We start from the raw sequence: 11,344 nt of genomic DNA on the forward strand, positions 1-11,344 counted from the left end.
GTGCTCGCGCCCGGCGCGAGCATGGCCGACGACGGGACGGACCGCGACATCGCCGAGTGGACCGAGAAGGAGATCTTCTCCTCGCGCGGCCACATGGAGGTCGAGTCCGAGAAGGACGACGGTCTGACTCTCGTCGCCCGCTACCGCAACGACACCTGGGGCGAGATGCGCACCCGGTGGCAGTTCACCGTGGACGGCGGCAAGGTCACGCGCTTCGAGACCGGACAGGCGTAGAAACCGAAGCCGCCACACGCGCGCGTTGACGATTCGTCAGGAGAGTAGGCAGATCCTCGGGGTCGTACGCAGTCGCCCGTACGGCTCCGAGGCGCGGCCCCGCCTCTCAGCCCCGCCCTCCGAGGCCCCGGCCCCGCCCCTCAGCCCCGCCCGATGTACGGCATCGCCGTAGCCATCACCGTCGCGAACTGCACGTTCGCCTCCAGCGGCAGCCCCGCCATGTGGACCACGGTCCGGGCGACATCCGCCGCGTCCATCACCGGCTCCACCGCCGTCTCGCCGTTGGCCTGCAGAATCCCCGTCTGCATGCGCGCCGTCATCTCGGTCGCCGCGTTGCCGATGTCGATCTGGCCGCAGGCGATCCGGTACGGCCGGCCGTCCAGGGACAGGGACTTCGTCAGGCCGGTCATCGCGTGCTTGGTCGCCGTGTACGCGACCGAGTGCGGGCGCGGGACGTGGGCGGAGATCGAGCCGTTGTTGATGATCCGGCCGCCCTGCGGGGACTGCTCCTTCATCGTCCGGAACGCGGCCTGCGCGCACAGGAACGAGCCGGTCAGGTTGACCTCGACGACCGTGCGCCAGGTCTCGTACTCCAGGTCCTCCACCGGCGTGCCGCCGCCCGCGAACGAGCCGGCGTTGTTGAACAGCAGGTCCACCCGGCCGAACCGGTCGCGTACCGCCGCGAACAGGGCCGCGACCGCCGCCGGGTCCGTGATGTCCGTCGGGACGACCAGGGTCTCGCCGGCCGTCTTCCCAGCCGTGCCTCCGGCCGTGCCCCCTGCCGCCTGACGGGCCGTCTCCTCCAGGGGCTCGGACCGGCGGCCCGCCAGTGCGACCGACCAGCCAGCCTCCGACAGGGCCAGGGCCACGCTGCGGCCGATGCCCGAACCCGCTCCCGTCACCACTGCGATGCTCATGGGCGCGCAGCGTACGGGAGATCGGTGCACGGAACACTCATCCGTCCGACACGCGGATGTTCTGTACCCGACAACCCAGGGACGTCCCGCGCCACTCCAATGCGTCACAACGCTGTCGTCTGGGGAGGGGCACATGACACCCGTGAACCGTCACACACCCGAATTCCGCGCCGCCGCACAGCACTTCGGCCCCGGCCGCCGTAGATTCCTCACCGTCACCGCCGCGGCCGCCGCGCTCGCCTTCTCCGTCGGACTTCCCGCGGCCGGCAGCGCGAGCGCCGCCGAGCTCGACGGGCGGCGAATAGCCGAGGACCCGTTCACCCTCGGCGTGGCGTCCGGCGACCCGCTGCCCGGCTCCGTCCTGCTGTGGACCCGGCTCGCCCCGCGTCCCTTCGAACCCGACGCCGGGCTGCCGCGCGAGCGCGTCTCCGTCCTCTGGGAGCTCGCCCACGACGAGCGGTTCACCCGGATCGTCCGGCGCGGCCGCGCCACCGCACACCCCGAGTTCCAGCACTCCGTCCACGTCGAGATAGCCCACCTCGACCCCGACCGCCGCTTCTTCTACCGCTTCCGCGCCGGCAGCTGGGTCAGCCCGGTCGGCCGCACCCGCACCGCGCCCGCCGTGGGGGCGCGGCCCGCCGGACTGAAGCTGGCCGCCGTGTCCTGCCAGGCGTACCACGACGGCTACTTCACCGCATACCGCCACCTCGCGGAGGAGGACCTCGACGTCGTCTTCCACCTCGGGGACTACCTGTACGAGTACGCCGTCAACGCCACCGGCGGCGCCCGCGCCTACACCGACCGCCGGCTGCCGGCCGTCTTCAACCGGGAGACCCTCACCCTGGAGGACTACCGGCTGCGCTACGCCCTCTACAAGTCCGACCCCGACCTGCGCGCCGCGCACGCCGCGCACCCCTTCGTCGTCACCTGGGACGACCACGAGACGGAGAACAACTACGCGGGCGGCATCCCCGAGAACGACGTCCCGCCGGAGGAGTTCCTGCTGCGCCGGGCCGCCGCGTACCGTGCGTACTGGGAGAACCAGCCGCTGCGCGCCCCGCAGCGGCCGGAGGGCCCGGACATGCGGCTCTACCGACGGCTGCGGTTCGGGCAGCTCGCCCAGTTCGACATCCTCGACACCCGCCAGTACCGCTCCAACCAGGCCTACGGCGACGGCTGGCAGGTACCCGGCCCGGAGTCCGAGGACCCTTCGCGCACGATGACCGGCGAGACCCAGGAGCGCTGGCTGCTTGACGGCTGGCGCGCCGCGCGCCCCACCTGGAACGTGGTGCCGCAGCAGGTCGTCTTCTCGCAGCGGCGTAACGTCCCGACCGCCGCCTTCAAGCTGTCCATGGACTCCTGGGACGGCTACCCCGCCTCCCGGCAGCGGATCCTCGACGGGGCCGCCGCGGCCGGCGTCGAGAACCTGATGGTGCTCACCGGCGACGTCCACGTCGGGTACGGCCTCGACATCAAGGCGGACTTCCGCGACCCGGCGTCCCGGACCGTCGGCACCGAGATCGTCGCCACGTCCATCAGCAGCGGCAAGGACGGCTCCGACCGTCCCGCGAACTACGGCGACCTCACCGCCGCCAACCCGCACCTGCGCTTCTACAACGGGCGGCGCGGTTACGTGACGGTCGACCTCGGCCCGGAGCGCGCCCGCGCGGACTTCCGCACGGTCGCCGCCGTGACGACGCCGGGCGCGCCGATCACCACGGCCGCCTCGTTCGTGACGGAGGCGGGGAACCCGGGGCTCACCCCGGCGTAGCCGCCCGCTCGACGCAGCAGCCCGCAGAAGCCCGCAGCATCGGACGCCGGCCCGGTCCTCGTACCGCGCCGGCGTCCGCGCTGTCCCGTCGACCAAGGGCCCGACGGCGGCCGTCCCACTCGCCCCCGTGCTGAGAAGATGGGCCGGATCCCACGAAACGGAGCTGTCGATGCAGGAGCGCGGCCGGACCACCACGACCGAAGGCCATATACCCGCCCGCGCGCCCGTCGCCGCCGCCCGGCGCGCCGGGCTGCTCGTCACGCTCGTCCTGGGCGGGCTGACGGCGCTGCCGCCGCTCTCGATGGACATGTACCTGCCCGCGTTGCCGCAGGTCACCGACGTGCTGCGCGCGCCCGCCGCGACCGTGCAGCTCACCCTCACCGCCTGCCTGGCCGGCATGGCCCTCGGCCAGCTCGTCGTCGGCCCCATGAGCGACAAGTGGGGCCGCCGCCGTCCGCTGCTCGTCGGCATGATCGTGTACGTCGCCGCCACCGCGGTCTGCGCGTTCGCACCCGGCATCGAACTGCTCGTCGCCTTCCGGCTGCTCCAGGGCCTGGCCGGCGCGGCCGGCATCGTGATCGCCCGGGCGGTGGTCCGCGACCTGTACGACGGCGTCGAGATGGCCCGGTTCTTCTCCACGCTGATGCTGATCTCCGGCGTCGCCCCGATCATCGCCCCGCTCATCGGCGGCCAGATCCTGCGGATCACCGACTGGCGCGGCGTCTTCCACGCCCTGACCGCCGTCGGGGTGCTGCTCACCCTCGTGGTGTGGCGGTTCCTCCACGAGACGCTGCCGCCCGAGCGGCGGCACGAGGGCGGCGTCGGCGAGGCGCTGCGGACGATGCGCGGGCTGCTCGCGGACCGGGTGTTCACCGGCTACATGCTCGCCGGCGGACTGGCCTTCGCCGCGCTCTTCGCGTACATCTCGGCCTCGCCGTTCGTGGTCCAGGAGATCTACGGGGCCTCGCCGCAGACCTTCAGCCTGCTCTTCGGGCTGAACTCGATCGGCCTTGTCGCCGTCGGCCAGATCAACGGCAAGCTGCTGGTCGGCCGGGTCAGCCTGGACAAGGCGCTGGGCTTCGGGCTGACGGTGATCACGCTGGCGGCGACGGCGCTGCTGCTGATGACCGCCGGGGTGTTCGGCGAGGTGGGTCTGGTCGGGATCGCGGCCGGGCTGTTCGTGCTGATGTCGGCGATGGGACTCGCGATGCCGAACACCAACGCGCTGGCGCTGATGCGCACCCCGCACGCGGCGGGCTCGGCCTCGGCGCTGCTCGGCACGTCGTCGTTCCTGATCGGCGCGATCGCCTCGCCGCTCGTCGGCATCGCGGGCGAGGCGACGGCGGTCCCGATGGCCGTGGTCCAACTGGCCTGTGCGGTCGCCGCGCTCGCCTGCTTCCTGCTGCTGTGCCGCCCGTGGCGGGCGGAGGCCGAGCCGGAGTCCTGACGGGCGGGACGCAAAGGCCTGACGCAGAAAAGCAGAAAGGCAGAAAAGACGGGCCGGGGCCTCTTCGGCCCCGGCCCGCGCGTCACTCCTGCCGCGTCACTCCCGCACGCTCACTCGTCGATCCGGTACGCGATCAGATGCCGGCGGTTTTTCGCGTCCGTCCAGCGGAAGATGCCGATGCCCAGCGTCTCGGCCTGCGGCAGACGCATGTTGGACTCGAGCAGCTCCGGCTCGCCGGTGTACATGTCGACCGTCAGCGGCGCGCCCGCGCCCGCGAGGGCGTCCCGCGCGCTGCGGGCGCCGACCGCGCCGTACACGATGCCCTCGTTGGAGACGGAGACCAGGGTGAGGCGGTTGGTGCCGTCGGTCTCCTCCATGCAGTAGCCCTTCTTCTCCTGCAGGTCGAAGGCCAGGGCACCGGCGACGAGGTACCGGCCGTCCGGGGAGACCGCCGCCTGCGGGTACTCGCTCGGCGCTATCGTCGGCCGGCGGCACTCGGCCTGGACCACGATCTTGCCGGTGTCGAGCGCGTGCACCGCCCAGATCTCGTGCGTCGCCGCCTTCGGCGTCTTCGGCGCGTAGTGCCAGCGGGCGAGGACGTGCTTGGACGTCACCGCCGTCGGCAGGCCGCTGGTCGCGTCCGCCGTGCGCGGGGCGAGCGTCTTGCTGTACCAGCCGCCGCGCACCCAGAACTCGCGGGCGCCGCTGACCAGCAGGCCCTTGTCGGTGACCCCGATGACCTCGGTCAGCGTGCGGCAGTTCGCGCAGCCCGCGGGGTAGCCGAGCTGGGCCGGCGCGACCGAGGTCACCTCGCCGGTGTCCGGGTCGACGACCGCGCTCTTCGCCTTGCCGTCGGCGATCAGGATGCCGGGGCCGGTGCCGGTGATGATGGGCGCGTCGGTCCAGGGGACCTCGACGCGCTGGCGGCCGCCGTCGGCGGTGTCGTAGATGTCGAGCGAGACGAACGAGCCGGTCGAGTTCAGGCCCTCGGCGGTGGTGCTGCCGTACGACCAGGCCACGAAGTACTGGCTGTCGCCCTTGGTGACCGACAGGAGCCGCGGGAAGCTGCCCGGGGCGGTCAGTGGCCGCCAGGGCTCGCCCGCCCACACGGTCTTGCCGGTCTTGGCCTCCACCGCGCGCAGCCGGTACTGGAACTGCCCGACGCGCTCCAGGTAGCCGACGAGCCCCGAGGACTGCGCGAGCGCGTACTCCGGGGAGGCGTCGGCGGCCTCCCAGCCGCGGTCGGTCGCGTAGTTGTCCGGCACGGTCAGCTTGGTCGCCGGGCCCGGGACCTTGAGCGGCTTCTTCGCCTTGGCGTCCTCCGCGGCCTCGCCCGCGTCGCACATCGAGAGGAGCAGGAGCAGGAGCAGGATGCCCAGGCCCGAGAGCATGCCCATGCGGACGGCCCGCTCCTTGGGAGTCGCCCCCAAGCTCGAACCGAATCCGGGACCGCCGGACCCGCCTCCTCCGAATCGGCCGAATCCGCCGAATCTGCTGAAAACACCACGCCTGGTCAGCTCTGCCCCCTCCCCGACAACAGCGGCCCAGCCTAGCAATCGAAGCTGGGTGGCCGGGCCGTGGTCCGCCGCTCGGACTTGCCTAAAATGTCGTGGTGAACGCCTCGCCCCGTACCGCCGACGCTCTGCGCGCAGCCCTCGCCGGGCTGCTCGACGGACTCCCGCCCACCCAGGCCGCCCAGGCCGTCGAGCGGCTGATCGCCAACTACCGGGGGACCACCCCGACCGACGCGCCCGTGCTGCGGGACCGCTCCGACGTGGCCGCCTACGCCGCGTACCGGATGCCGGCCACCTTCGAGGCGGTCCGCTCCGTGCTCGACGCGCTGCGCGACGCCGTGCCGGACTGGCGGCCGGGCACGCACACCGACATCGGCGGCGGCACCGGCGCGGCGAGCTGGGCGGTCGCCGAGGCGTGGGAGGACGAGCCGGACGGGGGCCCGCGCACCACGGTCCTGGACTGGGCCGAGCCGGCCCTCGCGCTCGGCCGGGAGCTGGCGGCCGGGGCGTTCGAGGCGGAGTGGCGGCGGGCCCGGATCGGGTCGGCGATGCGGCTCGACGACACGGACCTGGTGACCGTCTCGTACGTCCTCAAGGAGCTGACCGAGGCCGACCGGACGGCCGTGGTGACCGAGGCGGCGCGGGTCGCGCAAGCCGTCGTGATCGTGGAGCCGGGCACGCCGGACGGCTACGAGCGGATCATCGCGGCGCGCGAGCTGCTGATCGGGGCCGGGCTGCGGGTCGCCGCGCCATGCCCGCACAGCGGGGCTTGCCCGATCGAGAGGGGCACGGACTGGTGCCACTTCGCGGCGCGGGTGAGCCGGTCCTCGCTGCACCGGCAGGTGAAGGGCGGCTCGCTGCCGTACGAGGACGAGAAGTTCAGCTATGTCGCGGCGACCCGGTTCGCCACGTCCCCGGCGCTTTCCCGGGTGACCCGCAGGCCGCAGATCCGCAAGGGGCAGGTGCTGCTCGACCTGTGCGGCCCGGAGGGCGAGGGCCTGTCCCGGAGCACGGTCACGAAGCGGCACGGCGCGCTGTACAAGGCGGCGCGGGACGCGGAGTGGGGCGACGCCTGGCCCCCGGAGGGGTAGGAGCCGCCCCGCCGGGCTCCTACCCCTCCGGGGGCCGGAGCTCCTGTGTGCAGCACTTCACGCTGCCGCCGCCCTTGAGGAGTTCGCCCAGATCCATCGGGACCGGCTCGAAGCCGCGTTCCCGGAGGGGGCCGAACAGGCCGGTCGCCGCCTGCGGGAGCAGGACGTTGCGACCGTCGCTGACCGCGTTGAGGCCGAGGGCCGCGGCGTCCTCTTCGCCCGCGATGAGGGCGTCGGGGAACAGGCGGGCCAGGACCGCGCGGCTGCCGGGGGAGAAGGCCCCCGGGTAGTACATGATCTCGTCGGCCGCGTCGTCCAGGACGGACAGCGCCGTGTCCAGGTGGTAGTACCGCGGGTCCACCAGGTCCAGGCCGATCACCGGGCGGCCGAAGAACTCCTGCGCCTCGTCGTGCGAGAGCGGGCTGGAGCGGAAGCCCCGGCCGGCCAGCAGGTACGAGGAGGTGACCGCGAAGTCCCCCTCGCCCTCGTTGACGTGCTCCGGCTCGTGCACCTCGGTGAAGCCGTGGGCGCGGAACCAGGCCAGGTGGGCCGCGGCCTCGGCGGTGCGTTCCGGGTACGCGAACCGCGCGCCGAGCACCCGGCCGTCGACGACGGTCGCGCCGTTGGCGGCGAAGACCATGTCGGGCAGGTCGGGGTGCGGGTCGAGGAGTTCGACGGTGTGGCCGAGGGCCTGGTAGCGGTCCCGCAGGTCCTCCCACTGGGCGAGGGCGAGACGGAGGTCGACCGGTTTCGCGGGATCCATCCATGGGTTGATGGAGTACGTCACCTTGAAGTGCGTGGGTGGGCACATCAGATAACGGCGGGGCGATGCCTCGCGCAGCGATGAGCGCAATGAGGGCTCCTCACGAACGGCAGGGCGCACGGTGTGTGCGTGGAGCCATGGTCCGCTGTGGACGGCGTTCGCGCAGTGAACCGATCGGGTGGTTCTGGGGAACACTGCGGTACACCGTGGATCATTGCCAGGGGGTCGGGTAGTGCGCTGGGGCGGAGTGGACGCCGCGCCAGGGGCGGAGCGGGCACTGCGCCCGGGGCGGACCGGACGCCGCGCTTGACGAGACGATTCGTCTCGTCGAAGCTGGTGGCATGACCTCCGAGAAGCCCGCGAAGCCCGCCACGCCGCCCGCCAAGGCCCCCGACGCCTCCCGTCGCAGCGAGCGCTCGCGTCGTGCGATCTTCGACTCCGCGCTCGCGCTCGTCTCCGAGGCGGGTTACGCGAAGACCACCGTCGAGGGCATCGCCGCCCGCGCCGGCGTGGGCAAGCAGACCATCTACCGCTGGTGGCCCTCCAAGGCCGCGGTCCTCCTCGACGCCTACCTCGACCTCGCGGAGCAGGCGAACGAGGCCCTGGGGGGCGACGCCGAGAGCGGCATCCCCGACACCGGCGACCTCGCCGCCGACCTGCGGTACGTGCTGCGGGCCACCGTGGACGAGCTCAACGACCCCAAGTACGACGGCCCGACCCGGGCGCTCGCGGCGGAGGGGCTGGTCAGCCCGGAGTTCGCCGCCCAGATGGCCGAGAAGCTCGTGGAGCCCCAGTTCCAGCACTACGTCCGCCGCCTGGAGGCCGCCCGCGAGGACGGCGACATCGCCCCCGACGCCGACATCCGCGTCGCCGTCGAACTCCTCACCGCCCCGCTCGCCCAGCGCTGGCAGTACCGCAGCCTCCCTCTCACCCACGCCTACGCCGACGCGGTCCTCACCCACGTCCTGCGCGGGCTCGCCCCGCGTCCGTAGGGCTGGGAGTCACCGGTCGACGAGCTCGACCCGGAACTCCCCGCGGGGCGGAGCGACCGGGAGGCGGCCCGCGCCCAGGGCGGTGAGGAGGGCGGTCGGCTCGGTGCCGAGGCTGACGGTGCGGGGTTCGCCGTCCAAGCGGACGTGGAGGAGGCCGAGGTCGAGGGCGAGCACGTCGTCCAGCCAGGGAACGTCCGGACGGACCCGCCGCAGGTGATCCGCGAACGCAGCCGCCTCGTGCGAGGCGAACAGGCGGGGCGTGTCGGCGCGGCCGTACGCGTCGAGGAGTTCGCTCACCTCCGCGCCGCCGAGGGTGAGCAGCAGCAGGCGCATCGCGTTCGGCAGGGCCCCGGCCAGGGCGCCGCCTCTGGCCTCCGTGATGAGTTCCCGGAGAAGTCCGACGGCGGGGTCGGCCGCCAGCTCCCGGCCCAGGGGAGTGGCCGGTGCGCGCCCGACCGCCAGGCTGCCCAGGGTGTGCTCCCACTCCTCGGGGGACGGGGACGGGGACGGGGACGGGGACGCCGTGCCGGGCTGCGGCGCCTCCGCCGGCCGGGGCGGCGCGGAGAGTACGGGCGGGAGTCGCCGGGTGCGGTCCCACAGCGCGTCCAGTCGTGCGAGCAACGCGCGGACCGGCTGCGCGTCGAGCTGCGGCACGGCGGACGGCGTCACCTCGAACAGGACCGCGCGCAGGGCCGGCAGCCGGGGCAGCGTCCGCTCGGCGAGGGCCATGAGCTCGTCGTCGGGCAGGCCGTGATGGGCGTCCAGCCAGTAACCGCGATGGTCCAGGCCGCCCGCGAGATGCACCTCCCACACCCGGTCCAGCGGCAGCGCCGCCACCAGCTCGTCCGCGCTGCCGCGGCCGTTGCGTTCGTTCGCCAGCACGTTGTGGAGATCGAGCAGCAGCCCGCAGCCGCTGCCCTCGGCCACCCGGCGCACGAACTCCCCGTCGGCGAGTTCGTCGGCCCGGGGCCTCAGATAGTTGGCGCCGATCTCCACCGCGAGGGGGACGGGCAGTTCGTCCGCCATCGCCCGGACCGAGCGGACGGCCGTCCGGACGCCGCCGGGCGTCTGGCGCGGCGGCAGCATGAAGCCGGTGTGGAAGCCCTCGTCCTCGTTCGCGCGCCCGCCCTCTCCCTCCCCGCCGACCTGATTGAACGCCAGATGCTCGCTCACCCACGGCGCTCCGAGCCGCTCCGCGAGCTCGCCGACGAGGGCCGTGTGCGCGCGGTCCGGGAGCCGGCAGCCGCCGACCGGGTTGCCGACGCCGTGCAGCAGCCGGGCTCCGGGCAGGTCCGCCAGCCGGCGCAGCACCTCCTCGTCGGTCGAGATCGTGCCGTCGGAGCGGATGCGCCACAGGGTCTGCGGTTCGATCTCGACGACGTCCAGCAGATCGGCGCAGGCGTCGAGGATCCGGTCGAGGCCGGGGACGTAGGTGAGGCCCACGCCGAGCTGCGTCATCGGCCGTTACCCGGTGACGGGCAGGACCGTGCCCTGGAAGACGTCGCCGGCCGGGTTGACCACGAAGTCCCGGGCGATGTTGATCCGGAGGTCGATTCCGGAGTGGCAGGTGGGACACCCGTACTGCGTCATCACCTTCTTGATCACGGTCTGCATCTGGTCGAGTTCGTTCGCCACGGACACCGGGACGGTGATGTTGACCAGCCACGGGTCCGGAAGGGGCCCTCGTGCGAGGTTGCTCGGCATGTGCGCTCCTCTTCTCCGGCCGCGACCCGCCCCCGCGCGGGAGCCGTGACGACCGCGGCCTCGGGCGGCCATCATGACCCCGCCCCGTCACTCCGGGTGACGCGCCACGCCCTTCCCGTCGCGCAACGTGACTACTCCCGGCCCAGTCGTTCCGGCGCGTCCGTGATGATGCCGTCGCAGCCGAGGCGCAGGGCGCGGTCGCGGGCCTCGGGGGTGTTCACGGTGTGGGCCCAGACGCGGGGGACGCCGGACAGGACGGCGCGGCGGAGGTCCTCGTCGCGGGCGCGGTGGTCGACGTCCAGGACGTCGACGACGTCGCGCCACTGCGTCGGGTCGTCGTCGCGCATCTGGCGCGCCGAGCGCCACAACTGGGCCCGCAGCCCGAGCCGGTGCGCCTCCCGGGCCACCCACGGCCGGTTGGAGTTGACCAGGACGGAGTCCGCCAGACCGCGCGCGTGCAGCGCCCGGGCCAGCGGCTCCAGGGAGGCCGGGTCCTTCGCCTCCAGCATCAGCACCCGCCGCCCGCCGAACCGTTCCAGCACCTCCGCGAGCGTCGGCGGCCGCTGCGCCGGACGCGTCCCGCGCAGCCGCACCCGCGCCCAGTCCCGCGCCTCCAGCTCCTTCACCGGCCCGGTCGAGTACGTCGTGCGGTCCAGCGTCGCGTCGTGCATCGCCACCAGGACGCCGTCCCGGAGCATCCGCACGTCCACGTCCAGGACGTCCGCCGTCCCGCGCGCGTACGCCTTCGACAGCGCGGTCATGCTGTTCTCCGGGGCCTCCAGCGCGCCGCCGCGGTGCGCCGTCCAGACCACCCGGCGGGACGGCTCCGGAAGTGTGTCGATGGTCACCCGGGCGGAGCCCCGGACCGGCCCCCGCACGGCCCCCTCGACCCCGCGCACGGACGGCTGCCG

Annotated in this window: 11 protein-coding genes; 5 read left to right on the top strand and 6 right to left on the bottom strand. The window is 73.4% G+C overall.

Translation table 11 applies throughout. The annotated features are described in order from the left end of the window. A partial coding sequence (locus tag VIU94_RS10430) for a nuclear transport factor 2 family protein (protein WP_331909947.1) occupies positions 1-234 on the top strand: 234 nt, incomplete at its 5' end. A 140-nt stretch (positions 235-374) separates the two neighbouring features. On the opposite strand, the gene VIU94_RS10435 is transcribed toward VIU94_RS10430, so the two are convergent. Beyond that, on the bottom strand, positions 375-1,151 hold the full coding sequence (locus tag VIU94_RS10435; RefSeq protein ID WP_331909949.1) for an SDR family oxidoreductase: 777 nt from the start codon (positions 1,149-1,151) through the stop codon (positions 375-377). A gap of 133 nt (positions 1,152-1,284) precedes the next feature. Here VIU94_RS10435 and VIU94_RS10440 point away from each other — a divergent pair, with 133 nt between their 5' ends. Beyond that, positions 1,285-2,922 carry an alkaline phosphatase D family protein gene (locus VIU94_RS10440; RefSeq protein ID WP_331909951.1) on the top strand — a complete coding sequence of 546 codons (1,638 nt, stop codon included), beginning with the start codon at positions 1,285-1,287 and terminating at the stop codon, positions 2,920-2,922. A gap of 169 nt (positions 2,923-3,091) precedes the next feature. After that, positions 3,092-4,369: a Bcr/CflA family multidrug efflux MFS transporter gene (locus VIU94_RS10445; protein ID WP_331909953.1), complete on the top strand. Its 1,278-nt coding sequence runs from the start codon at positions 3,092-3,094 to the stop codon at positions 4,367-4,369. Positions 4,370-4,479: 110 nt separating this feature from the next. Here VIU94_RS10445 and VIU94_RS10450 read toward each other — a convergent pair whose 3' ends face one another. Then, on the bottom strand, positions 4,480-5,766 hold the full coding sequence (locus tag VIU94_RS10450; RefSeq protein WP_331909955.1) for a hypothetical protein: 1,287 nt from the start codon (positions 5,764-5,766) through the stop codon (positions 4,480-4,482). Positions 5,767-5,981: 215 nt separating this feature from the next. Here VIU94_RS10450 and VIU94_RS10455 point away from each other — a divergent pair, with 215 nt between their 5' ends. After that, a complete protein-coding gene (locus VIU94_RS10455) occupies positions 5,982-6,974 on the top strand; it encodes a small ribosomal subunit Rsm22 family protein (protein WP_331909957.1) in 993 nt (330 codons plus the stop codon). Positions 6,975-6,993: 19 nt separating this feature from the next. On the opposite strand, the gene ddaH is transcribed toward VIU94_RS10455, so the two are convergent. Further along, positions 6,994-7,827 (bottom strand): dimethylargininase, encoded by an 834-nt coding sequence (gene ddaH, locus VIU94_RS10460; protein ID WP_333783823.1) that lies wholly within the window; start codon positions 7,825-7,827, stop codon positions 6,994-6,996. 251 nt (positions 7,828-8,078) lie between these two features. Between ddaH and VIU94_RS10465 the strand changes: the two genes are divergently transcribed. Then, positions 8,079-8,729 (top strand): TetR/AcrR family transcriptional regulator, encoded by a 651-nt coding sequence (locus tag VIU94_RS10465; protein ID WP_331909959.1) that lies wholly within the window; start codon positions 8,079-8,081, stop codon positions 8,727-8,729. Between the two features lie 9 nt (positions 8,730-8,738). Here VIU94_RS10465 and VIU94_RS10470 read toward each other — a convergent pair whose 3' ends face one another. The 3 genes from VIU94_RS10470 to VIU94_RS10480 form a co-directional block, all read right to left on the bottom strand. Next, positions 8,739-10,187 (bottom strand): MbnB/TglH/ChrH family RiPP precursor modification enzyme, encoded by a 1,449-nt coding sequence (locus tag VIU94_RS10470; RefSeq protein ID WP_331909961.1) that lies wholly within the window; start codon positions 10,185-10,187, stop codon positions 8,739-8,741. Positions 10,188-10,193: 6 nt separating this feature from the next. After that, the gene (locus VIU94_RS10475; protein ID WP_331909963.1) at positions 10,194-10,433 is read right to left on the bottom strand and encodes a hypothetical protein; all 240 of its coding nucleotides are present in this window, start codon (positions 10,431-10,433) and stop codon (positions 10,194-10,196) included. Positions 10,434-10,564: 131 nt separating this feature from the next. Continuing rightward, positions 10,565-11,311 (bottom strand): glycerophosphodiester phosphodiesterase, encoded by a 747-nt coding sequence (locus tag VIU94_RS10480; protein WP_414720921.1) that lies wholly within the window; start codon positions 11,309-11,311, stop codon positions 10,565-10,567. Positions 11,312-11,344 lie beyond the last annotated feature (33 nt).

This window comes from Streptomyces sp. (assembly GCF_036566765.1).
Classification (GTDB): Bacteria; Actinomycetota; Actinomycetes; order Streptomycetales; family Streptomycetaceae; genus Streptomyces.

Bases quoted from the DNA above. Each gene is read 5' to 3' on its own strand.
- VIU94_RS10435 (WP_331909949.1), bottom strand. From the start codon at position 1,151: ATGAGCATCGCAGTGGTGACGGGAGCGGGTTCGGGCATCGGCCGCAGC.
- VIU94_RS10465 (WP_331909959.1), top strand. From the start codon at position 8,079: ATGACCTCCGAGAAGCCCGCGAAGCCCGCCACGCCGCCCGCCAAGGCC.
- VIU94_RS10450 (WP_331909955.1), bottom strand. From the start codon at position 5,766: ATGGGCATGCTCTCGGGCCTGGGCATCCTGCTCCTGCTCCTGCTCCTC.
- VIU94_RS10440 (WP_331909951.1), top strand. From the start codon at position 1,285: ATGACACCCGTGAACCGTCACACACCCGAATTCCGCGCCGCCGCACAG.
- VIU94_RS10445 (WP_331909953.1), top strand. From the start codon at position 3,092: ATGCAGGAGCGCGGCCGGACCACCACGACCGAAGGCCATATACCCGCC.
- VIU94_RS10470 (WP_331909961.1), bottom strand. From the start codon at position 10,187: ATGACGCAGCTCGGCGTGGGCCTCACCTACGTCCCCGGCCTCGACCGG.
- VIU94_RS10475 (WP_331909963.1), bottom strand. From the start codon at position 10,433: ATGCCGAGCAACCTCGCACGAGGGCCCCTTCCGGACCCGTGGCTGGTC.